This is a genomic window from Serratia sp. EC4 (assembly GCF_059652115.1).
Map to the genome: position 1 here is coordinate 293,413 of NZ_JBNIDE010000002.1, position 22,800 is coordinate 316,212.

Consider the following 22,800-nt stretch of genomic DNA (forward strand, 5'->3'; position numbering starts at 1 on the left):
GCGATAAAATCGGCAATTCAGGCAGTTGGCGGAGGAAAAAGGCAACAAAAAGGCGGGCCAAAAGGCCCGCCCCAAGGGAAAACGCCGCGCGATTATTTATAGGCGGCCTGATGCACGCCGACGGCGCGGCCGGAAGGATCGTCCATCTTCTTGAACGATTCGTCCCATTCGATGGCCTTGGCGGACGAGCAGGCGACGGACGGGCCGCCCGGCACGCATTCGGCGGCACTCGGCAGCGGGAACAGCTCCTCGAAGATTTCGCGGTACAGGTAGCCTTCTTTAGAGGTCGGCGTGTTGTACGGGAAGCGGAAACGCGCAGTTTCGAGCTGTTGATCGCTGATTTGCTGCGCAGCGACCTCTTTTAGCGTGTCGATCCAACTGTAGCCAACGCCGTCGGAGAACTGCTCTTTCTGGCGCCAGGCCACGCTGGCCGGCAAATAGGACTCGAAACATTCGCGAACGATGTGTTTTTCCATTTTGCCGTTGCCGCACATTTTATCTTTCGGATTGATGCGCATCGCCACGTCGAGGAATTTCTTGTCCAGGAACGGCACGCGGGCTTCGACGCCCCAGGCGGACATCGCCTTGTTGGCGCGCGCGCAGTCGAACATGTGCAGCGCCAGCAGTTTACGCACGGTCTCTTCGTGGAATTCGCGGGCGTCCGGCGCCTTATGGAAGTACAGGTAGCCGCCGAACACTTCGTCCGCGCCTTCGCCGGAAAGCACCATCTTGATGCCCATCGCCTTGATTTTGCGCGACATCAGGTACATCGGCGTCGAGGCGCGAATGGTGGTGACATCGTAGGTTTCGATGTGATAAATCACGTCGCGGATGGCGTCCAGGCCTTCCTGCACGGTGAAGTGGATTTCATGGTGCACGGTGCCCAGATGGTTGGCCACCTCTTGCGCGGCGCGCAGATCCGGCGAGCCTTCCAGGCCGACGGCGAAGGAGTGCAGCTGCGGCCACCAGGCCTCGCTGCGTTCCTGATCTTCCACGCGGCGCGCAGCGTATTTCTTGGTGATCGCCGAGATGACCGAGGAATCCAGCCCGCCCGACAGCAGCACGCCGTAGGGCACGTCGGACATCAGGTGGCTTTTCACCGACTCTTCCAGCGCGGTGCGCAGGGCGGCGGCGTCGGTCACATTGTCCTTGACGCTGTCGTAATCGAACCAGTCGCGGCGATAATATTCACGGATCTCACCGTCCTGGCTCCACAGATAGCTGCCGGTCGGGAATTCCTTGATGGTGCGGCACACCGGCACCAGCGCTTTCATTTCCGAGGCGACGTACAGGTTGCCGTGCTCGTCGTGGCCCATGTACAGCGGAATGATGCCCAGGTGATCGCGGCCGATCAGGTAGGCGTCTTTTTCGGTGTCATACAGGGCGAAGGCGAACATGCCTTGCAGATCGTCGAGGAAGTCCGGGCCTTTCTCCTGGTACAGCGCCAGGATCACTTCACAGTCGGAACCGGTCTGGAACGCATAGCGGTCGCTCAGCTGTTGGCGCAGCGCCTGGTGGTTGTAAATTTCGCCGTTGACCGCCAGAACGTGGGTGTGCGCAGCGTTGTACAGCGGTTGAGCGCCGTTGTTGACGTCGACGATCGACAGGCGTTCGTGAGCCAGAATGGCTTTGTCGCTGGCGTAAACGCCGGACCAATCCGGGCCGCGGTGGCGCATCAGACGTGACAGCTCCAGCGCTTTCTTACGCAGTTCAACGGGATCGGACTTCAGATCGAGCACACCGAAAATAGAACACATACAACTCTCCTAACGGGCTTTTATGACTGTGATGTTGTTTTTTACTGTTATGGGCAGCATTGCCGATTTATCAGCGATAACCCGGTTTTGCTGCGCTGTGGTTATGAAAATGCGCCAAAAGCTGCGGGAGATGCAAGCGTTTTAGCCATGCGTTGAGAAATAGTTGTTTGCTTAGGTGCGGTTTTTAACGGATGTTCAGTTATCGGCGTGAAAAATTATCGATTATGCAATTTTTAGCGTGATGGCGGGATTGCCGGCCAGTTTGACCGGCAATCGATTAGCGATTAGGCGATGAGCTGCCACAGGGTGAAGGCGGCGTCCGGCGTCCAGCCGGCGTTGGAGGTGTGCGCCTGGATACAGGTGTATTTCTTGCCTTTATAGCTCACCACGTCGCCAGCCTTGTAGCTGTGGTTGTTCTGCCACTCGGGCGCACCCGGATCGGGCGGCGTGCCGTCGTTGGCGGTTTTGACCGCCAGCGCGCTGCTCGGCAGCGAGGTATTGCCCTGGCTGTCGGTCGCGGTAACGAAGTAGCTGTACTGGGTGACCGGGGTCAGGCCGCTGTCGGTCAGCGACAGGTCGGCGGTCTGGCCGATCGGGTTGCCGTTGCGGTAGACGGTGTAGCTGGCGATCGGTAACGCGCCGGTGGCGGCGGCCCAGCTCAGTTTCAGCGAGGTGGCGCCCAGCTCGGCGACCGTCAGCGCCGTCGGCGCATTAGGCTTTCCCGGCGGCGGGGTGACGCCGCCCTGAATCAGCGGCGCATAGCGGGTTTTGAACGCCCAATTGTAGGCGACGCCGGCTTTGCTCTTGCCGTTGTCCCAGTTGATCGACCAGGTCATCAGGCCCTTGATCGACAGGTTTTTGGCGTCAAGACGCGCGAAGGCGTTATACACCGCCTGTTTGTCGATCACGTAGCCGGTGGCGGCGGCATCGTTGTTGCTCGGCAGGCCGATAACGAATTTCGCCGCCGGGATTTTCGCATAGCCGCGGGTGCCGGTGACCAGGCTTTCCGTCAGATAGTAGAGGAAGTCCTCTTTCATGGCGTCGTTATTCTGCGTGATCCAGGCGTTGAGTTCATCCACCCAAATACCGTCGCCGCCCTGGTTGTAATATTGCGGCGCAATAAAGTCGTAATAGCCTTCAAGGGCGTTGATATAATCCAGATAGGTGCCGTTGGTGCGCAAATACGGGAATTCCGGCGCCATGCTGATAATAAAGTTTTTCCCCTGCGCGGCGTAATGGTCTTTTACTTTTTTCAATGCTGCAGGCAAGACGGTTTTATTATTGGCGGCGCCGATCGCCGCCTGTTCCAGATCGATATCCAGGCCGTCGAAGCCATAGACTTCCACCAGGCGAATAATCTCGTCTTTCAGCTTTTCTTCGTCGCCGGTCTTCAGCTCGATATGCGCGTCTGCGCCGCCGAGGGAGATCAGCACCGCGCGGCCCTGGCTGTTCAGCACACCCACCTGGCGGCGAAACTCGGCGTCGGACAGGTTGTAAGGTTTGAAGGTCGGGATGCCCTGGCCTTTCATAAAGGCGACGGCCACTACGTTGTACTCGGCGGGAATGTCGGTCAGATTCATATTGGCGAACTGGCCTTGTTGATAACCGTCACTGGCGCCGGCGGCCCAGTTGTGCCAGAAACCCATCAGGATCTTTTTATTGGCGATAGACGGCATAATGGCCGCGTCATCGGCGGCGACGGCATTAATAATGTTATTTGTGCTCATGGTGGCCTCATTCATTAGGGGGGAGGGTTTTTCGCTCGCCGGCAATATCAGCTATTGGCGGGGCGTAAACTTATAATGAGGATTTTTAGCGCAGGCAGGCTGAAACCTTTTGCGGCCATGAACGAATTAAATTCAAACTGCGGCCAGGAAGAGGGAAATAATGGCGGCCGGGCAGCCGCCATCGATGGATCAGAAGATGGTGATATCGGCGACGGAAGGGTAGACGTAGCTCGGGCGGAACGGCATGGTTTCGATGTCGCTCAGCGTGGAGACGCCGGACAGCACCAGCACGGTTTCCAGGCCGGCCTGGAAGCCCGCCAGAATGTCGGTGCGCAGGTTATCGCCGACGATCACCGTCTCTTCCGAGTGCGCCTGCATTTTATTCAGTGCGGCGCGAATGATCCACGGGCTGGGCTTGCCGACATAAAACGGCTTGCGGCCGGTGATCTTCTCGATGGGCGCGCACAGGGCGCCGCAGGCCGGCGAGAAGCCGTGGCCGTGGCTATCCGGATTGGTCGCGATAAAGCGCGCGCCGTTACTGACGAAGTAGGCGGCTTTGTGCATCATGTCCCAGTTGTAAGAGCGGGTTTCACCGACGATCACAAAATCCGGGTTGATGTCGGTGATGGTGAAACCGGCTTTGTACAGCTCATGGATCAGCGCGCCTTCGCCGACCACATAGGCTTTTTTGCCTTCCTGACGGCGCAGGAAGTCGGCGGTGGCCATCGCCGAGGTATAGAACGCGCTCTCCGGCACTTCCAGCCCGGCGGCGGCGAAGCGGTTCGCCAGATCCTGTGCGGTCTGTGACGGGTAGTTGGTCAGCACCACCAGCGGCATGCCTTGTTCCTGGATGCGCGCCAGGAACAGATCGGCGCCGGGCACCGGCGTATTGTCATGCAGCAGCACGCCGTCGATATCGCATATAACGTTTTTGATTTTCATTTGTCGCTGTTTCTCATGATTACGGCAGGCAAGAAGTGACGATAACACACCTGCCAGAAGCGGCGGATCAGCTTTCCAGCAATCGCTGCAAGAGCACGCCGTTGAGCATCGCGCGTTTGGCCAGGGCGAAAGCGCCGATAGCCGAGCGATGATTGAGTTCGGAGGTCACCACCGGCAGATTTTTGCGGAAGTCCTTCAGCACCTGGGTATTGATGCAGCTTTGGATCGCCGGCAGCAGCACCTTGTCCGCTTCGGTGATCTCACCGGCGATCACCACCTTCTGCGGATTGAACAGGTTGATGGCGATGGCCACCGCCTTGCCCAGATAGCGGCCGACGTGTTCGATCACTTCGCTGGCCAGCAGATCGCCGCGGTTGGCGGCCTTGCAGATGGCGTTGATGCCGCAGTCTTCCAGCGTCAGTTTGCTTGGATAGCCCTGGCTCAGCAGTTGGCGCACGCGCTGTTCGATCGCCGCGTTGGCGGCCACCGTTTCCAGGCAGCCGAAGTTGCCGCAGTGGCAGCGTTCGCCGAGCGGATCGATCTGGATATGGCCGATCTCGCCGACGTTGCCGTTGTTGCCGAGAAAAATCTGCCCGTTGACGATAATGCCGGCGCCGGTGCCGCGGTGCAGGCGTACCAATATCGAGTCTTCGCAGTCGCGGGTGGCGCCGAAGTAGTGCTCCGCCAGCGCCAGGCTGCGGATATCGTGGCCGACGAAGCTGGTGACGTTAAAGCGCTGCTGCAGGTTGTCCACCAGCGCCCAGTTGCTGACGCTGATGTGCGGCATGTAGCGCACCACGCCCAGCGCCGGATCCACCAGGCCGGGCAGGATCACCGCGATGGCGATCAGCTCGCGCAGGCGGCGCTGGTTCGCTTCGATGAATTGGGCGATGGCGGCGAACAGCGCATTCTCCAGCGTTTCCTGGGTGCGTTCCGGCAGCGGATAGTGTTCTTCACTGAGCGATTTACCGCTCATGTCATACAGCGTGATGGTGGCGTCGTGGCGGCCGAGGCGCACCGCGACGGTATGGAAATGACGGGTTTCCGACACGATGGAGATCGCGCGGCGGCCGCCGGTGGAGGCTTGCTGATCGACTTCTTTGATCAACCCGCGCTCCAGCAGCTGGCGAGTAATCTTAGTGACGCTGGCGGGGGCGAGCTGGCTGAGTTCGGCGATTTGAATGCGCGAGATCGGGCCCTGTTGGTCGATCAGGCGATAAACTGCCGCGCCGTTAAGTTGTTTGACTAAGTCAACGTTCCCTATTTGTGCTTGTCCGCCAGTGCTCATCAATAATGTTACTCGCTGTTCATTGAATTAAACCTCGTTACCGTTAACGAGCGTTTTGGTGATCTTGAAATCACGGGTGAAGGCGGTCAGGTTAGCCACCTTGCCGGCTTCGAGGGTACCCAGACGGTGATCGACGCCGATGGCGCGCGCCGGGTACAGCGTCGCCATGCGCAGCGCTTCGTCCAGCGCGATGCCGATATGCTCGACGCTGTTTTGCACCGCTTCGATCATGGTCAGCGCGGAACCGCTCAGGGTGCCGTTCTCATCCACGCACAGCCCATCCCGATAGTATATTGTTTTACCGGCGAAAATAAATTGGTCAATATCTGCACCCGCCGGTGCGGTCGCGTCGGTGACCAAGACCAATTTATCACCTTTCAGGCGTTTGGCGTTACGGATACTCGCCCAGGCTACGTGATGGCCGTCGGCGATGATGCCGGTATAGACCTCCGGCGTATCGAAGATAGCCCCCATCAGCCCCGGTTCGCGGCCGGTGATATACGGCATGGCGTTGTACAGGTGGGTGGCGAAGCTGATGCCGGCAGCGAAGCCGGTGCGCGCCTGATCGTAGGTGGCGTTCGAGTGGCCGGCGGAGACCACGATGCCGGCCTCGGTCAGCTGCTTGATAAAGTGCGGCTCAACCATTTCCGGCGCCAGCGTCACCTTGGTGATCACGTCGGCGTTGGCGCACAGGTAATCGATCATGTCCTGGGTCGGCTTGCGAATGAACGCCGGGTTGTGGGTGCCTTTTTTCACTGGGCTGAGGTACGGCCCTTCCAGGTGCAGGCCCAACGCCTGGTTTTGGTGCTTTTTCAGATAAGCGCGCATCACGTTGACGCTGTGCTTCATGAATTCGTCGCTGCTGGTGATCAGCGTCGGCAGATAGCTGGTGCAGCCGGATTTCTCGTTGGCGCGCTGCATGATCTCCAGCGTTTCTTCCGAGATGGCTTCCAGCGAATCGTTGAACTGGACGCCGCCGCAGCCGTTCAGCTGCACGTCGATAAGCCCGGGGGCCAGGATGGCGCCACCCAGGTCGCGCGTTTCGATGCCGGCGGGCAATTCAGCCACCGGGCAGACTTTCTCAATCAGCCCATCAGCGATAATGACTGCATGGTCATCAAGTACGTCGTGGCCGGTATAGATTCGGCCGTGGGTTAAAGCGAACATCGTAGCCCCCTGCAAAGATTAAAGACTTTTCACGCTTTCCGCTTCTAACTCGCGGAAATATTTGACGGTTTTGACTTTCAGTTCCATGGTGGCCGGTTCGTCGCACACCACCACCGCTTTGGCGTGCAGCTGCAGGCAGCTGATGGTCCACATGTGGTTGATGTTGCCTTCCACAGCGGCTTCCAGCGCCTGCGCCTTGGCGTGGCCGGTCACCAGGATCATCACCTCTTCCGCGTCCAGCAGCGTACCCACGCCGACGGTCAGCGCATATTTCGGCACCAGGCTGACGTCGCCGCCGAAGAAGCGCGAGTTGGCGATGCGGGTGTCTTCGGTCAGCGTTTTGATGCGGGTGCGCGAAGCCAGGGACGAAGCCGGCTCGTTGAACGCGATATGGCCGTCGATACCCACGCCGCCCATGAACAGGTTAATTTTGCCGTAAGACTTGATCTTCTCTTCGTACTGGCGGCACTCGGCGTCGACATCCGCGGCGTTGCCGTTCAGTAGGTTGATATTTTCACGAGGAATATCAACGTGATCAAAGAAGTTGCGGTACATGAAGGTGTGGTAGCTTTCCGGGTGTTCCTGCGGCAGGCCAACGTACTCGTCCATGTTGAAAGTCACAACATGCTTAAAGCTTACTTCACCTGCTTTGTGCATCGCAATCAGATGTTTGTAGGCTTCCAGCGGCGTGCCGCCGGTAGGCAGGCCGAGTACAAACGGGCGCTCTGCGGTTGGCTTGAATGCGTTGATGCGTTGAACGATATGACGCGCGGCCCATTTGCCGACTTGTGCGGTATCTTTCAGTGGGATAAGTCTCATCTAACACCTCTTGGGATAAGTAAACTAAAGCTATACTGTACGGGCCTGCGGGAGTCCTAAGCGTAACCCAGCTTTATGATTCTCGCGTGAATCGTCCGTTCGGTTGATTTTTTGAATGATAAAATAAGTTTTGTGTGATGGCCAGCAATCTGGGAGGTGAAGACTACTTTTTGGTGATATTTATCACAAAAAGGGAGGTTTTAATTTGCGATACAAAATAATTTTTTTACACTCGGCATGAGTGATACGTGCCAAGCGCTGTTTCTAAAAAGGTAGTGAGAGCTCCAAATAAACTACTAATAGGGTCCGTCCGCGGACAACATAGGGGGAAAAGGTGAACATTCTTAGTTATTTGCAAAAGGTGGGACGGGCGCTGATGGTGCCGGTCGCCACGCTGCCCGCCGCCGCCATCTTGATGGGCGTCGGGTACTGGATTGACCCTGTTGGTTGGGGCGGCGACAACGCTTTCGCTGCCTTATTGATTAAGTCTGGCTCTGCGATTATCGATCATATGGCGGTGTTGTTCGCCGTTGGTGTCGCCTACGGCATGTCCAAAGATAAGGACGGATCTGCCGCACTGACCGGCTTCGTCGGTTTCCTGGTGCTGACTACCCTCTGTTCACCGGCCGCCGTGTCGATGATTCAGAAGATCCCGCTCGATCAGGTGCCTGCCGCGTTCGGCAAGATTGAGAACCAGTTCGTTGGTATTCTGGTGGGTATCATCTCCGCCGAAGTGTACAACCGCTTCAGCGGCGTCGAGCTGCCTAAGGCGCTGTCGTTCTTCAGCGGCCGCCGTTTAGTGCCGATCCTCATTTCCTTCCTGATGATCCTGGTCGCTTACATCCTGATGTTCGTCTGGCCGGTCGTGTTCGGCGCTCTGGTGAGCTTCGGCGAACACATCCAAAAATTGGGCTCCGTCGGCGCGGGCATCTACGCCTTCTTCAACCGCCTGCTGATCCCGGTCGGCTTGCACCACGCGCTGAACTCGGTGTTCTGGTTCGACGTGGCCGGCATCAACGATATCCCTAACTTCCTCGGCGGCCAGCAGTCGATTGACGCGGGTAAAGCGGTTGTTGGCATCACAGGCCGTTATCAGGCGGGCTTCTTCCCGATCATGATGTTCGGTCTGCCGGGCGCGGCGCTGGCCATCTATCACTGCGCGCGTCCTGAGAATAAGGCGAAGGTGCTGGGGATCATGATGGCAGGGGCATTCGCTGCCTTCTTTACCGGCATCACCGAACCGCTGGAGTTCTCCTTCATGTTCGTGGCACCGGTGCTGTACGTGATCCACGCCGTACTGACCGGTATCTCGGTGTTCATCGCCGCTAACATGCATTGGATTTCAGGCTTCGGTTTCAGCGCCGGCCTGGTGGATATGATGCTGTGGGTGCGTAACCCGCTGGCGACCCACTGGTACATGCTGATCCCGCAGGGCCTGGTGTTCTTCGTTATCTACTATGTGGTGTTCCGCTTCACCATCAACAAGTTCAACCTGATGACCCCGGGCCGCGAGCTGGCGGTTGCCGGTGACGAAACCGACGGTTATGACGTCAACGTCAACAGCAGCGCCGGTAAAGACGAGAATGAAACCACCACGCTGGCCCGTCGCTACGTCGGCGCGATCGGCGGCTCCGACAACCTGACCGGCATCGACGCCTGCATCACCCGACTGCGTTTGAACGTGAAGGACTCTGCGCTGGTGAACGACGCATTGGCGAAGCGCCTCGGCGCGTCGGGCGTTATCCGTCTGAACAAGCAGAGCGTGCAAGTGATCGTCGGCACCCGTGCCGAGCTGATTGCCAGCGCAATGCGCAACGTAATTGCGGCCGGCCCGGTGGCGGCTGCGGCGGCTCCGGCGGCGGCTCCTGCTGCGGAAGCCAAACCGCAGGCGGTGCCGAACGCACCGAAAGCCGCGTTTGAAACGCTGGTGGCGCCGGTAACCGGTGAAGTGGTGGCGCTCGATCAGGTGCCGGACGAAGCCTTCGCCAGCAAGGCGGTAGGCGACGGCCTGGCGATTCGCCCGACCGACAACATCGTCGTGTCGCCGGCTGACGGCACCGTGGTGAAAATCTTCAATACCAACCACGCCTTCTGCCTGGAAACCGACAAGGGCGCCGAGATCGTAGTGCACATGGGGATCGACACCGTCGCGCTGGAAGGCCAGGGCTTCAAACGCCTGGTGGAAGAGGGCGCGGAAGTGAAAGCCGGTCAACCGATTCTGGAACTGGATTTGGATTACCTGAACGCCAATGCGCGTTCGATGATCAGCCCGGTGGTGGTCAGCAATTCTGACGACTATGCCGGCCTGGCGGCGCTGGCCAGCGGCTCAGTGGTCGCCGGTCAGACCAAGCTGTACGAGATCCAAAAGTAAGGCCGTTTTTACCTGAGTAGTACCCGGGGCCGGTCACGCATCATGGCGGAGTTTGCCCCGACTTGGCGGGAAGAGAGCGATCTCTTCCCGCTTTTTTTATCCCGTTTCGCGCCACGGCGGCGCGCTGCGCGCCGAGGGTGCAATATGCCGCATTTTTCGTGAAACAAACGGTTGTTTCCAGACGTGGCTTGTTGGATCATAGGCGGTTATGTGTAGCGCTTTGCATTGAGGAACAGTGAAATGAGTGAGGCTGAAGCCCGCCCAACCAATTTTATCCGTCAGATCGTCGATGAAGATCTGGCGTCGGGGAAACACACGTCGGTACATACCCGTTTCCCGCCGGAGCCTAACGGCTATCTGCATATCGGCCACGCCAAGTCCATCTGCCTGAACTTCGGCATCGCCAAGGACTATCAGGGCCAGTGCAACCTGCGTTTCGATGACACCAACCCGGTGAAAGAAGACATCGAGTTCGTGGAGTCAATCAAGCACGACGTGGAGTGGCTGGGCTTTGAGTGGAGCGGCAACGTTCATTACTCCTCAGACTATTTCGATCAGCTGCACCAGTATGCGGTTGAGCTGATCACCAAGGGGCTGGCCTACGTCGATGAGCTGTCGCCGGAGCAGATCCGTGAATATCGCGGCACCCTGACCGCGCCGGGCAAAGACAGCCCGTACCGCGACCGCAGCGTGGAAGAGAACCTGGCGCTGTTCGAGAAGATGCGCAACGGCGAGTTCGCCGAAGGCGCCGCCTGCCTGCGCGCCAAGATCGATATGGCTTCGCCGTTTATCGTGATGCGCGATCCGGTGCTGTACCGCATCAAGTTCGCCGAACACCACCAGACCGGCAACAAATGGTGCATCTACCCGATGTACGATTTCACCCACTGCATTTCCGATGCGCTGGAAGGGATCACCCATTCGCTGTGTACTCTGGAATTCCAGGATAACCGCCGTCTGTATGACTGGGTGCTGGATAACATCACCATTCCTTGCCACCCGCGGCAGTACGAGTTTTCGCGTCTCAACCTCGAATACGCCATCATGTCGAAGCGCAAGCTGCACCAGCTGGTGGCCGAGAAGATCGTCGAAGGTTGGGATGACCCGCGCATGCCGACCGTCTCCGGCCTGCGCCGCCGCGGTTATACCGCCGCCTCGATTCGTGAGTTTTGCCTGCGTATCGGCGTGACCAAGCAAGACAACAACGTCGAGATGGTGGCGCTGGAATCCTGCATTCGCGACGATCTTAACGAGAACGCACCGCGCGCCATGGCGGTGCTGGATCCGGTGAAGGTCGTCATCGAGAACATGGGCGATGCGGTGGAAATGGTCACCATGCCTAACCACCCGAACAAGCCGGAAATGGGCAGCCGCGATGTGCCGTTCAGCCGCGAGATCTATATCGATCGCGCCGACTTCCGCGAAGAAGCCAACAAGCAGTACAAGCGTCTGGTGCTGGGCAAGGAAGTGCGTCTGCGCAATGCGTACGTGATCAAGGCCGAGCGCGTCGAGAAGGACGAAGCGGGCGAGATCACCACCATTTTCTGCAGCTACGATGCGGAAACGCTGAGCAAAGATCCTGCCGACGGCCGCAAGGTGAAGGGCGTGATCCACTGGGTGTCCGCGGCGCACGCGCTGCCGGCGGAAATTCGCCTGTACGATCGCCTGTTCAGCGTGCCTAACCCGGGCGCGGCGGAGGATTTCCTCTCCACCATCAACCCGGAATCGCTGGTCATCAAGCACGGCTTCGTCGAGCCGAGTCTGGCGGCCGCACAGCCGGAGAAGGCCTACCAGTTCGAGCGTGAAGGCTACTTCTGCGCCGACAACCGTTATTCGTCGGCCGAACATCTGGTGTTTAACCGCACCGTCGGCCTGCGTGACACCTGGGCGAAAATCGAAGGCTAATCTTATTCGCCTCGAAAATTAATGAATCAGCGCGGCTTTAAGCCGCGCTTTTTTTATGTCTGCTATTGAGCAAACCATCTATTCCTGCCCAGCTATTCCGGGCTGTGTTTAATTAATCGCGGTGCGTTAATCAATAAGTTTTCTGATATTGGGTTTAATAGTCTTAATTTTTACTTATATATTCGTGATGCGAATTAATTTCATTTAGAGAGCGCTCTCAATTTTTATCGTCTGACTGACGAATTTAGTCAGGCTGAAACCATTAATCGTCTCTGGTTGACCTCTTATCTTAATTTATTCTGATTTAATTGAATTTTTTATTCGACACCCTCCATGAACACCGACGTAACAAAATCTCACTGATATGTGCTGCTTGTCATACTTTGACAAATCTCCCGCATTTTTCATTTGATAATTCGCGTCGCGAAAAATAGTCTATCTGTAGCAATTAGTGCTGTGGGAATAACATCTCGTCGGCAATATTTTTTACCCGTTCGGGTTTTTTATTGGCAGTCGTGCAGGGCAGTGGTGAACACAGGCGGCTGCAACTTTTAAGTTAAGTCAAAGAGGAATTTCACTATGGGTACGCACGGTGCTCAGCGTAAAACGCTGGCGCTCGCAGTCGCGGGCGCGCTGTTGGGAACAGGGTTTGCCATGGCGCCTGAGGCGAAAGCCGCAGGGTTTATCGATGATTCCACGCTGACCGGCGGCATCTATTACTGGCAACGTGAGCGTGACCGTAAAGATCTCAATCCGGACAGCAAGGATTACAACCAATACACCACCAACCTGTCGCACTCCACCGCCAACCTGAGCCTGGATTTCGCGTCGGGCTACGCCTGGGACATGTTCGGTCTGGATGTCGGCGCCTTTACCGCCATCGAACTGGCTGAATCCAGCGCCAGCGGTCACCCGAACGAAATTGCGTTCTCCTCGAAGAACCGTACCTACGACGAAGACTACTCCGGTGACAAAGGCGGTATCAGCCTGTACAAAGCCGCCGCCAAATTCAAATACGGCCCGGTCTGGGCGCGCGCCGGCTACATTCAGCCGAGCGGCCAAACCCTGCTGGCGCCGCACTGGAGCTTTATGCCGGGCACCTATCAGGGCGCCGAGGCCGGCGCCAAGTTCGACTACGGCGATGCCGGCGCGTTGAGCTTCTCCTACATGTGGGCCGACAAATACAAGGCGCCGTGGCATATCGAGGTGGACGACTTCCGCCAGAATGATAAGAAAACCCGCGTCTCCTATCTGCACTCGCTGGGCGCCAAGTACGATTTCAAAAACGATCTGGTGCTGGAAGCCGCTTTCGGCCAAGCCCAGGGTTACGTGAATCAGTACTTCACCAAGGCGTCTTACAAATTCGATCTGCTGGGCAACCCGCTGACCACCAGTTACCAGTTCTACGGCGCGGAAGACCGCATCAGCGACAAGAACGATCCGAACAGCATCTACGACGGCCTGGCCTGGCTGCAGGCGCTGACCTTCGGTTACACCACCGGGCAGTTCAACTGGCGTCTGGAAGGCACCATGGTCAAGGCGGAAGGCAACCAGGGCTTCTTCCTGCAACGTATGACCCCGACCTACGCCTCATCCAACGGCCGTCTGGACGTGTGGTGGGACAACCGCTCCGACTTTAACGCCAACGGCGAGAAAGCGGTGTACGCCGGCGTGATGTACGACCTCAGCAACTGGAACCTGCCGGGCATGGCGGTCGGCGGCTCCTACGTGTACGCCTGGGACGCCAAGCCGAGCACCAACCCGATCTACGATCAGAGCCAGCGCCTGAAAGAGAGCGCCTGGAGCCTGGACGCGATGTACACCATCCAGGAAGGGCGCGCCAAGGGCACCCTGATCAAGCTGCACTACACCCAGTATGACAACCACACCAACATCCCGAGCTGGGGCGGCGGTTACGGCAACATCTTCCAGGACGAGAAAGACGTCAAGTTCATGGTCATCGCGCCATTCACCATCTTCTGATGCGTTCCCCGGCCTCGCCGCCGGGGGCAGTTAAGGGAATTCAACGATGAAAAAAATCATGCTGATGCTGGCGGCCGCCGCGGCCTTGAGCGCCTGTGCGCAACCCGCCGCGCCGCCGGAAGACGCCAAATTGAAGCAGGCTTACAGCGCCTGCATCAACACCGCCGAAGGTTCGCCGGAGCGTCTGCAGCCCTGCAAGTCGGTGCTGAACGTGCTGAAACAAGAAAAACAGCACCAGCAATTTGCTGAGCAGGAAACGGTGCGGGTGATGGATTATCAGAACTGCATTATGGCGGTTCACAGCGGTAACGGTCAGGCTTATGACGCCAAGTGCGGCAAGCTGTGGCAAGAAATTCGCGATAACAATAATTAAGAAGGATGAGAAGATGAACGCATTCAAACTGAGCGCATTAGCCGCGTTGACGGCAACGATGGGATTCCTGGGCGGCATGGGGAGCGCCATGGCCGATCAACAGCTGGTGGATCAGCTGAGCCAGCTGAAGCTGAACGTGAAAATGCTGGATAACCGCGCCGGCGAAAACGGCGTGGATTGCGCGGCGCTGGGCGCCGACTGGGCCTCTTGCAACCGGGTGTTGTTCACCCTCAGCAACGACGGCCAGGCGATCGACGGCAAAGACTGGGTCATCTATTTCCACAGCCCGCGGCAGACCTTGCGGGTGGACAACGACCAGTTCAAGATCGCGCATCTGACCGGCGATCTGTACAAGCTGGAGCCGACCGCCAAATTCAGCGGTTTCCCGGCCGGTAAGGCGGTGGAAATCCCGGTGGTCGCCGAATACTGGCAGCTGTTCAGAAACGACTTCCTGCCGCGTTGGTATGCCACCTCCGGCGACGCCAAGCCGAAAATGCTGGCGAATACCGACACCGAAAACCTGGATCAGTTTGTGGCGCCGTTCACCGGCGACCAGTGGAAGCGCACCAAGGACGACAAAAACATTCTGATGACGCCGGCTTCGCGCTTTGTCAGCAATGCCGATCTGCAGACGCTGCCCGCCGGCGCGCTGCGCGGCCAGATCGTGCCGACGCCGATGCAGGTGAAGGTCCACGCACAGGACGCCGACCTGCGCAAAGGGGTGGCGCTGGATCTGAGCACGCTGGTCAAGCCGGCGGCGGACGTCGTCAGCCAGCGTTTCGCGCTGCTGGGCGTGCCGGTTCAGACCAACGGTTACCCGATCAAGACCGATATCCAGCCGGGCAAGTTTAAAGGCGCGATGGCGGTATCGGGCGCCTATGAGCTGAAAATCGGCAAGAAAGAGGCGCGAGTGATCGGCTTCGATCAGGCCGGGGTGTTCTACGGGCTGCAGTCGATCCTGTCGTTAGTGCCGAGCGACGGCAGCGGCAAGATCGCCACGCTGGACGCCAGCGATGCGCCGCGCTTCCCGTATCGTGGCATTTTCCTCGACGTGGCGCGTAACTTCCATAAGAAGGACGCGGTGCTGCGCCTGCTGGATCAGATGGCGGCTTACAAGCTCAACAAATTCCACTTCCACCTGAGCGATGACGAAGGCTGGCGCATCGAGATCCCCGGTTTGCCGGAGTTGACGGAAGTCGGCGGCCAGCGCTGCCACGATCTGAGCGAAACCACCTGCCTGCTGCCGCAGTACGGCCAGGGGCCGGACGTCTACAGCGGCTTCTTCAGCCGTCAGGACTATATCGACATCATCAAATACGCTCAGGCGCGCCAGATTGAGGTGATCCCGGAGATCGACATGCCGGCACACGCCCGCGCCGCGGTGGTCTCGATGGAAGCGCGCTATAAAAAGCTGCATGCCGCCGGGAAAGAGCAGGAGGCCAACGAATTCCGCCTGGTGGATCCGACCGATACCTCCAACACCACCTCCGTGCAGTTCTTTAACCGCCAGAGCTACCTGAACCCGTGCCTGGACTCTTCCCAGCGCTTTGTCGACAAGGTGATTGGCGAGATTGCCCAGATGCATAAAGAAGCCGGCCAGCCGATCAAAACCTGGCACTTTGGCGGCGATGAGGCGAAAAACATCCGCCTGGGCGCAGGCTATACCGACAAGGCGAAACCGGAACCGGGTAAAGGCATCATTGACCAGAGTAATGAAGACAAGCCGTGGGCCAAGTCGCAGGTGTGCCAGACGATGATCAAAGAAGGCAAGGTGGCCGACATGGAGCACCTGCCGAGCTACTTCGGCCAGGAGGTCAGCAAGCTGGTGAAGGCGCACGGCATCGACAGAATGCAGGCCTGGCAGGACGGTCTGAAAGACGCCGAAAGTTCGAAGGCGTTCGCCACCTCGCGCGTGGGCGTCAACTTCTGGGACACCCTGTATTGGGGCGGTTTCGACAGCGTTAACGACTGGGCCAATAAAGGGTATGAAGTGGTGGTCTCCAACCCGGACTACGTCTACATGGACTTCCCTTACGAGGTGAATCCGGACGAGCGCGGTTACTACTGGGGCACCCGCTTCAGCGACGAGCGCAAGGTGTTCAGCTTCGCGCCGGACAACATGCCGCAGAACGCGGAAACCTCGGTCGACCGCGACGGCAACCACTTCAACGCCAAAAGCGACAAGCCGTGGCCGGGTGCCTACGGTCTGTCCGCTCAGCTGTGGAGCGAAACCCAGCGCACCGATCCGCAGATGGAATACATGATCTTCCCGCGCGCGCTGTCGGTGGCGGAACGCGCCTGGCACCGCGCCGGTTGGGAGCAGGACTATCGCGCCGGCCGCGAATACAAAGGCGGGGAAACCCACTTTGTCGATACCCAGGCGCTGGAGAAAGACTGGCTGCGCTTCGCCAATATCCTGGGCCAACGTGAACTGGCCAAGCTGGACAAAGGCGGCGTCGCTTATCGTCTGCCGGTGCCGGGCGCCCGCGTGGCGGGCGGCAAGCTGGAAGCGAATATCGCGCTGCCGGGATTGGGCATCGAGTATTCCACCGACGGCGGCAAGCAGTGGCAGCGCTATGACGCCAAGGCCAAGCCGACGGTCTCCGGTGACGTGCAGGTGCGTTCGGTCAGCCCGGACGGTAAACGCTACAGCCGCGCCGAGAAGGTCTAGGTCTGGCTCCGGGGCCCGTGGTTCTGGCAGCGGGCCGCATCATAATGAAGGGGGAATGCGTTCGCCCCCGCGCGTGCCGGCGTGGGGCGGATGTTGAAGTGAGAGCAGTACGTGGAGTCGCAGTGCCGCTGCAATTGTAGTATTTCATGACATGATCTTCCCCCGGCTTGTCCGGGGATTTTTTTGCCCGTTGTACGGCGGGCATAAAAAAACCGCCCCAATGTGAGGCGGTTTTTCATAGCCGGTCAGGCTTATTTCTTGTCGTGCAGCGATTCGTCTTCGCGGCAGTCACCGGTTTCACAGTGGCCGTACAGGTACAGACTGTGGTTGGTGAGCTTGATGCCGTGCTGCTTGGCGATATCACGCTGGCGCACTTCGATGGATTCATCACTGAATTCGATCACTTTGCCGCAGTCCAGGCAAATCAGGTGATCGTGGTGATGCTGTTGGGTCAGCTCGAACACGGACTTGCCGCCTTCGAAATTGTGACGTGTCACAATGCCCGCATCGTCAAACTGGTTCAGTACGCGATAAACCGTCGCCAGGCCGATCTCTTCGCCCATATCAATCAGTTTTTTGTACAAATCTTCCGCACTGACGTGATGGCATTCCGGATTTTGCAGTACTTCCAGGATTTTGAGTCGCGGAAGCGTGACTTTTAAGCCGGCCTTCTTCAATGCGATGTTGTTGTCGGTCATGCGAATTCAGTCCTGTTACTATGCTAATCAAGTTGAGGCGTACTCGCCTGTGGCATCGGTCGGCACAAAGAGTTAATGCGTCTCATTATAGAACCGGTTGTACTAAATGGAAACCGCCGGTTGTTAACAAAGATATAATTGCACTATTGCATGTTTTGCATGCAACGCCTTGATGGATGGGATAAACCGATATCTCAGTCTACCGTGACGGGGTGGGAAGTTACAAATCTGTAGCTTCTATCGCAGCAATCCCTGTTGCCGATGACGGCCCTGTCGGCACACTATGCACTTTACAGGGCCTTTGTTCAACCTTTCGCCAGTACCGGCGTTTAGCCGACGATATCGGCCAGGCTCAGCTCTTCGACGATCTGTTTGACCCAGGCGTCCACGCGCTCATTGGTCAGCTCCGGCTGACGGTCTTCGTCGATCGCCAGACCGATGAAGTGGTTGTCGTCCGCCAGGCCTTTGGAAGCTTCGAAGTGGTAGCCTTTGGTCGGCCAGTGGCCCACGATGGCCGCGCCGCGCGGTTCGATGATGTCGCGGATGGTGCCCATCGCGTCACAGAAATATTCCGCGTAGTCTTCCTGGTCGCCGCAGCCGAACAGCGCCACCAGTTTGCCGTTGAAATCGACTTCTTCCAGCGTCGGGAAGAAATCATCCCAGTCACACTGCGCTTCACCGTAGTACCAGGTCGGGATACCCAGCAGCAGGATATCGAACCCTTCCAGGTCTTCTTTGCTGCTTTTGGCGATGTCATGCACTTCTGAGACATCGTCGCCAAACTGTTTCTGAAGAATTTTCTGGATCATTTTGGCAATGTTTTCGGTATTGCCAGTGTCGCTGCCAAAGAAAATGCCTACAGTAGCCATATCGCGTATAACCTTTAAATTCAATTAATTGCATTACTCGGCGCCGGCACTGCCGCCGATTAAAATGATGCCATGACAAGAGCCTTTCGCCATGGTGGCGGGCGCCGACAGGCGCAGTCTCTTACCGGTAAATGCGTATCATGCCAGAAAGTGGCGCCGGGGTTTTATCGCATTTATGCGATGCCGAAGGATGAAGAAAAGCGTGGTCGATCCGGCGTTGTCCTTAACGCCGCGCCGCGCGTGCGGCCGAAGAGATCAATGTTCCGGCTGTTCTTCCGCCAGTTGCGCCAACAGCATCTGCTCGATGAGTTCGCTGCGGCTGATGTTGCGCTGTTCCGCCAGTTTGTTCAGGGCGTCCACCGCATCCGCGTTGATTTTCAGCTCTACGCGCCGCAATCCGCGCACTTTATCGCGCCGTAACTGATTGCGCTTATTGATTCTAAGCTGTTCATCGCGGGAAAGCGGGTTGGTTTTCGGGCGCCCCGGACGGCGTTCATCTGCGAACAGATCCAGCGTCGTGCGATCCGTTTGTTCTTTTGCCATAGGTAGCGGTACTGCAAGGGAGTTTGCATCAAAAAGCGCTCGCACGCTTCCGGAGGCATCGATTAACACACTTCGGGCCAATAAACCCTAACCCAAATTTACCCCCGAACCGGCGTTCGCGAACGCGCTGGCGCGGCGGCAAAATTATAGCGCGCCATATTACCCCAGCAGATGGAGCGGCGACAATGCCTAACTGCGGGCTAAACGCGCTAAGCCGTTATCTTTAGCGCGTTTTTTCGCCAGATTAACGTATTTTTCAGGCTTCGCCGAGGAAACGGTGGATGGCGCGCAGCACCGCTTCCGGTTTTTCGGCGTGCACCCAATGGCCGGTGCCGGCGACGACGTGCGCGCGGGCCTGCGGGAACTGGCGGGCGATATCTGCACGGTAGCTGTCCTGCACGTACGGCGACAGGCCGCCGCGAATGAACAGGGTCGGGTGTGGCCAGGCCGGGACGTCCTGCCAGCCGGTGATGTCTTCGTAGCGTTCGATCAGCACCGGCAGGTTGAAGCGCCATTCACCGTTATGGAAGGACTTCAGCAGGAACTGGATCACGCCTTCTTCCTGCAGGTAGTCGCGCATCAACTGGGCGGCCGCCTGGCGCTGGGTGATGCCGGCGGCGCTGACGGCCTTCAGCGCGGCGAAGATCTCGTCATGACGTCGGGTCTGGTAATCCACCGGCGCGACGTCGATGACGATCAGCTTGGCGATGCGCTCGGGCGCGATGGCGGTCAGCGCCATCGCCGCTTTGCCGCCCATCGAGTGGCCGATGACGATCGCTTTCTCCAACTGCAGTTCGTCGAGCAGCGCCAGCAGATCCTGCGCCATGGCGGGGTAGTTCATGTCGTCGGCGCGCGGGGAGAGGCCATGGTTGCGCAGATCGACCTTGATCACACTGTGCTGTTTATGGAGATCGCGCGCCAGCACGCCCAGGTTGTCGAGATTGCCGAACAGGCCGTGGATCAGCAGCACCGGCAGCGCGTCTGACTCGGCGGCCAGCAGTTGATAATGTAATTTCATGGCGAAGTTCATACTGAGAGAGATTCAGATTAGGGTATCATGATTGAATCGCACGATGAATCATGCGGAATTTTCGCGGCGCGGGCTTGGCAGTGCCGGCTATAGGTATTAGTCTGCATTTGCCGTCCGGAGGCACATTGTTGTGTTCGCCCCAGCGCTTTTAACCTTATAATCCCATGGCTTGAATGCAGGATCTGGCTTCAGGTTCTAAGTAGAAAAAACAGTATTGGATAAAGATGAAAACTATTGAAGTCGACGAAGAGCTTTACCGTTATATTGCCAGCCACACGCAACACATCGGTGAAAGCGCGTCCGATATTTTACGCCGCATGTTGAAATTCACCGCCGGTCAGCCGGTGCGCGCGTTGCCTGCCGCCAGTGCGTCGTCGTCCGTCGAACTGGAAAAAGCGACGCCGGTTCAGCGCCCGCGCGATCGCGTACGCGCCGTGCGTGAACTGCTGCTGTCGGATGAATACGCCGAGCAGAACAAAGCGGTCAACCGTTTCATGCTGGTGCTGTCCACGCTATACACCCTCGATGCCGCCGGTTTCGCCGCCGCTACCGAGGCGTTGACCGGCCGCACCCGCACCTATTTCGCCGGCGATCAGCAGACCCTGCTGGCCAACGGCACGCACACCAAGCCGAAGCATGTACCGGGCACCCCTTACTGGGTGATCACCAATACCAATACCGGCCGCAAGCGCAGCATGATCGAACACATCATGCAGGCGATGCAGTTCCCGGCGGAACTGATCGAGAAAGTTTGCGGTACCGTCTAATTTAGCGAACAGCCCGTCATGATGGCCGTGCGCGACGTATTTGCCCGGTCACCGACAGGGATGAGGGAGATATGTCGATGGCGAATAATCCACGTGCCGGGCAGCCCGCCCGTCAAAGCGATCTGATCAACGTAGCCCAGCTGACGTCGCAGTACTATGTGCTGCAACCGGAAGCTGGCAATGCCGCACATGCGGTGAAGTTTGGCACTTCCGGCCACCGCGGCAGCGCGCAGCGCCACAGCTTCAACGAGGCGCACATCCTCGCCATCGCTCAGGCGATCGCCGAAGTTCGTCATCAGCAGGGCACCACCGGCCCGTGCTACGTGGGCAAAGACACCCATGCGCTGTCCGAGCCGGCCTTTATTTCCGTGCTGGAAGTGCTGACCGCCAACGGCGTCGATGTGATCGTGCAGGAAAACAACGGCTTCACGCCAACGCCGGCGGTATCGCACGCCATTCTGTGCCACAACCGCCGCGGCGGCGCGCAGGCTGACGGCATCGTCATTACGCCGTCCCACAACCCGCCGGAAGACGGCGGCATCAAATACAACCCGCCGAACGGCGGCCCGGCTGACACCAACCTGACGTCGGTGATCGAAAAGCGCGCCAACGAACTGCTGGCGCAGCAGCTGAAAGGCGTTCAGCGCCAGTCGCTGGACAAGGCCTGGAACAGCGGCCACCTGCACGCCAAAGATTTGGTGCAGCCTTATGTCGAAGGGCTGGTTGACGTGGTCGACATGCCGGCCATTCAACGCGCCGGCCTGAAGCTGGGCGTGGATCCGCTCGGCGGCTCCGGCATCGCCTATTGGCAGCGGGTGGCGGAACACTACAAGCTGGATCTGACGCTGGTGAACGACTCCATCGATCAGACCTTCCGCTTCATGCACCTGGACCACGACGGCATCATCCGCATGGATTGCTCGTCCGAGTCGGCGATGGCCGGCCTGCTGGCGCTGCGCGACAAATTCGATCTGGCGTTCGCCAACGATCCGGATTACGACCGCCACGGCATCGTCACGCCGAAAGGCCTGATGAACCCGAACCACTATCTGGCGGTAGCCATCAACTACCTGTTCCAACATCGCCCGCAGTGGGGCGCCGATGTGGCGGTAGGTAAAACGCTGGTGTCCAGCGCGATGATCGACCGCGTGGTGGCTGACCTGGGCCGCAAGCTGGTGGAAGTGCCGGTCGGTTTCAAATGGTTCGTGGACGGCCTGTTCGACGGCAGCCTGGGCTTCGGCGGTGAAGAGAGCGCCGGGGCCTCGTTCCTGCGCTTCAACGGCCAGCCTTGGTCGACCGACAAAGACGGCATCATCATGTGCCTGCTGGCGGCTGAAATCACCGCGGTAACCGGTGAGAACCCGCAGCATCATTATGACGATCTGGCCAAGCGCTTCGGCGCGCCGAGCTACAACCGTATCCAGGCGCCGGCAACCCATGCGCAGAAAGCGGCGCTGTCCAAGCTGTCGCCGGAGATGGTCAAGGCCAGTACGCTGGGCGGGGATCCGATCACCGCACGTCTGACCGCGGCGCCGGGCAACGGCGCGTCGATCGGCGGCCTGAAAGTCATGACCGACAACGGCTGGTTCGCGGCCCGTCCTTCCGGCACCGAAGAGGCTTACAAGATCTACTGCGAGAGCTTCCTCGGGGCGGAACACCGCGAGAAGATTGAGCACGAAGCGGTCGAGATCGTCAGCGAAGTGCTGGCTTCCGCCAAGTAATCGCTTTTCTTGATGGATAAAAAGCGCTGTTTTTACAGCGCTTTTTTTATGTCTGCAATTTAGATATATCTTTTTCACGGCACGCGCTTGCGCATTTAGATATATCGATCTAGATTAGCGTTATCGACGCTGTTTAGATATATCTAAACAACCTCGTATTGATGTTCAC

At 58.4% G+C, this 22,800-nt stretch carries 17 protein-coding genes; 7 read left to right on the forward strand and 10 right to left on the reverse strand.

Features of this window, described 5'->3' with window-relative positions; genetic code table 11:
- Positions 1–92: 92 nt before the first annotated feature.
- The 6 genes from asnB to nagB form a co-directional block, all read right to left on the reverse strand.
- Entirely contained in the window at positions 93–1,757 is a 1,665-nt protein-coding gene (gene asnB, locus ACP39K_RS08055; protein ID WP_497008417.1) for an asparagine synthase B, read from the reverse strand.
- A 284-nt stretch (positions 1,758–2,041) separates the two neighbouring features.
- On the reverse strand, positions 2,042–3,484 hold the full coding sequence (gene chiC / locus ACP39K_RS08060; RefSeq protein WP_497008418.1) for a chitinase ChiC: 1,443 nt from the start codon (positions 3,482–3,484) through the stop codon (positions 2,042–2,044).
- Positions 3,485–3,673: 189 nt separating this feature from the next.
- Positions 3,674–4,426 carry an HAD-IIA family hydrolase gene (locus tag ACP39K_RS08065; protein WP_004939957.1) on the reverse strand — a complete coding sequence of 251 codons (753 nt, stop codon included), beginning with the start codon at positions 4,424–4,426 and terminating at the stop codon, positions 3,674–3,676.
- A gap of 67 nt (positions 4,427–4,493) precedes the next feature.
- Positions 4,494–5,714, reverse strand: a complete 1,221-nt coding sequence (nagC, locus tag ACP39K_RS08070) for a DNA-binding transcriptional regulator NagC (protein WP_004939956.1) — start codon at positions 5,712–5,714, stop codon at positions 4,494–4,496.
- A 27-nt stretch (positions 5,715–5,741) separates the two neighbouring features.
- Positions 5,742–6,881 carry an N-acetylglucosamine-6-phosphate deacetylase gene (nagA, locus tag ACP39K_RS08075; RefSeq protein ID WP_060444145.1) on the reverse strand — a complete coding sequence of 380 codons (1,140 nt, stop codon included), beginning with the start codon at positions 6,879–6,881 and terminating at the stop codon, positions 5,742–5,744.
- Positions 6,882–6,899: 18 nt separating this feature from the next.
- On the reverse strand, positions 6,900–7,700 hold the full coding sequence (nagB, locus tag ACP39K_RS08080) for a glucosamine-6-phosphate deaminase (protein ID WP_004939952.1): 801 nt from the start codon (positions 7,698–7,700) through the stop codon (positions 6,900–6,902).
- Between the two features lie 334 nt (positions 7,701–8,034).
- On the opposite strand from nagB, the gene nagE reads away from it, so the two are divergent.
- The 5 genes from nagE (at position 8,035) to ACP39K_RS08105 (ending at position 17,003) form a co-directional block, all read left to right on the forward strand.
- On the forward strand, positions 8,035–10,071 hold the full coding sequence (gene nagE / locus ACP39K_RS08085; RefSeq protein WP_028127712.1) for an N-acetylglucosamine-specific PTS transporter subunit IIBC: 2,037 nt from the start codon (positions 8,035–8,037) through the stop codon (positions 10,069–10,071).
- Between the two features lie 240 nt (positions 10,072–10,311).
- On the forward strand, positions 10,312–11,976 hold the full coding sequence (gene glnS / locus ACP39K_RS08090) for a glutamine--tRNA ligase (RefSeq protein WP_033641083.1): 1,665 nt from the start codon (positions 10,312–10,314) through the stop codon (positions 11,974–11,976).
- Between the two features lie 579 nt (positions 11,977–12,555).
- Positions 12,556–13,959 (forward strand): chitoporin ChiP, encoded by a 1,404-nt coding sequence (gene chiP / locus ACP39K_RS08095; RefSeq protein WP_033641082.1) that lies wholly within the window; start codon positions 12,556–12,558, stop codon positions 13,957–13,959.
- A gap of 46 nt (positions 13,960–14,005) precedes the next feature.
- Entirely contained in the window at positions 14,006–14,332 is a 327-nt protein-coding gene (chiQ, locus tag ACP39K_RS08100; protein WP_016928754.1) for a ChiQ/YbfN family lipoprotein, read from the forward strand.
- A 13-nt stretch (positions 14,333–14,345) separates the two neighbouring features.
- On the forward strand, positions 14,346–17,003 hold the full coding sequence (locus ACP39K_RS08105) for a beta-N-acetylhexosaminidase (protein ID WP_497008419.1): 2,658 nt from the start codon (positions 14,346–14,348) through the stop codon (positions 17,001–17,003).
- A gap of 251 nt (positions 17,004–17,254) precedes the next feature.
- Here ACP39K_RS08105 and fur read toward each other — a convergent pair whose 3' ends face one another.
- The 4 genes from fur to ybfF form a co-directional block, all read right to left on the reverse strand.
- Positions 17,255–17,701: a ferric iron uptake transcriptional regulator gene (fur, locus tag ACP39K_RS08110; protein ID WP_004939939.1), complete on the reverse strand. Its 447-nt coding sequence runs from the start codon at positions 17,699–17,701 to the stop codon at positions 17,255–17,257.
- 329 nt (positions 17,702–18,030) lie between these two features.
- Positions 18,031–18,570, reverse strand: a complete 540-nt coding sequence (fldA, locus tag ACP39K_RS08115; RefSeq protein ID WP_004939938.1) for a flavodoxin FldA — start codon at positions 18,568–18,570, stop codon at positions 18,031–18,033.
- A 255-nt stretch (positions 18,571–18,825) separates the two neighbouring features.
- Complete coding sequence (ybfE, locus tag ACP39K_RS08120) at positions 18,826–19,113, reverse strand: LexA regulated protein (RefSeq protein ID WP_004939936.1); 288 nt, start codon at positions 19,111–19,113, stop codon at positions 18,826–18,828.
- Positions 19,114–19,369: 256 nt separating this feature from the next.
- On the reverse strand, positions 19,370–20,143 hold the full coding sequence (ybfF, locus tag ACP39K_RS08125) for an esterase (RefSeq protein ID WP_080286931.1): 774 nt from the start codon (positions 20,141–20,143) through the stop codon (positions 19,370–19,372).
- Between the two features lie 224 nt (positions 20,144–20,367).
- Here ybfF and seqA point away from each other — a divergent pair, with 224 nt between their 5' ends.
- Together seqA and pgm are read left to right on the forward strand one after the other, a co-directional pair.
- Positions 20,368–20,910, forward strand: a complete 543-nt coding sequence (gene seqA, locus ACP39K_RS08130) for a replication initiation negative regulator SeqA (protein ID WP_161544481.1) — start codon at positions 20,368–20,370, stop codon at positions 20,908–20,910.
- Between the two features lie 77 nt (positions 20,911–20,987).
- Complete coding sequence (gene pgm, locus ACP39K_RS08135) at positions 20,988–22,631, forward strand: phosphoglucomutase (alpha-D-glucose-1,6-bisphosphate-dependent) (protein ID WP_016928750.1); 1,644 nt, start codon at positions 20,988–20,990, stop codon at positions 22,629–22,631.
- Positions 22,632–22,800: the final 169 nt, after the last annotated feature.

What these genes read in the sequence shown, in the direction of transcription:
- asnB (WP_497008417.1), bottom strand. Translation starts at nt 1,757, where the DNA reads ATGTGTTCTATTTTCGGTGTGCTCGATCTGAAGTCCGATCCCGTTGAA.
- chiC (WP_497008418.1), bottom strand. Translation starts at nt 3,484, where the DNA reads ATGAGCACAAATAACATTATTAATGCCGTCGCCGCCGATGACGCGGCC.
- ACP39K_RS08065 (WP_004939957.1), bottom strand. Translation starts at nt 4,426, where the DNA reads ATGAAAATCAAAAACGTTATATGCGATATCGACGGCGTGCTGCTGCAT.
- nagC (WP_004939956.1), bottom strand. Translation starts at nt 5,714, where the DNA reads ATGAGCACTGGCGGACAAGCACAAATAGGGAACGTTGACTTAGTCAAA.
- nagA (WP_060444145.1), bottom strand. Translation starts at nt 6,881, where the DNA reads ATGTTCGCTTTAACCCACGGCCGAATCTATACCGGCCACGACGTACTT.
- nagB (WP_004939952.1), bottom strand. Translation starts at nt 7,700, where the DNA reads ATGAGACTTATCCCACTGAAAGATACCGCACAAGTCGGCAAATGGGCC.
- glnS (WP_033641083.1), top strand. Translation starts at nt 10,312, where the DNA reads ATGAGTGAGGCTGAAGCCCGCCCAACCAATTTTATCCGTCAGATCGTC.
- chiP (WP_033641082.1), top strand. Translation starts at nt 12,556, where the DNA reads ATGGGTACGCACGGTGCTCAGCGTAAAACGCTGGCGCTCGCAGTCGCG.
- chiQ (WP_016928754.1), top strand. Translation starts at nt 14,006, where the DNA reads ATGAAAAAAATCATGCTGATGCTGGCGGCCGCCGCGGCCTTGAGCGCC.
- ACP39K_RS08105 (WP_497008419.1), top strand. Translation starts at nt 14,346, where the DNA reads ATGAACGCATTCAAACTGAGCGCATTAGCCGCGTTGACGGCAACGATG.
- fur (WP_004939939.1), bottom strand. Translation starts at nt 17,701, where the DNA reads ATGACCGACAACAACATCGCATTGAAGAAGGCCGGCTTAAAAGTCACG.
- fldA (WP_004939938.1), bottom strand. Translation starts at nt 18,570, where the DNA reads ATGGCTACTGTAGGCATTTTCTTTGGCAGCGACACTGGCAATACCGAA.
- ybfE (WP_004939936.1), bottom strand. Translation starts at nt 19,113, where the DNA reads ATGGCAAAAGAACAAACGGATCGCACGACGCTGGATCTGTTCGCAGAT.
- ybfF (WP_080286931.1), bottom strand. Translation starts at nt 20,143, where the DNA reads ATGAACTTCGCCATGAAATTACATTATCAACTGCTGGCCGCCGAGTCA.
- seqA (WP_161544481.1), top strand. Translation starts at nt 20,368, where the DNA reads ATGAAAACTATTGAAGTCGACGAAGAGCTTTACCGTTATATTGCCAGC.
- pgm (WP_016928750.1), top strand. Translation starts at nt 20,988, where the DNA reads ATGGCGAATAATCCACGTGCCGGGCAGCCCGCCCGTCAAAGCGATCTG.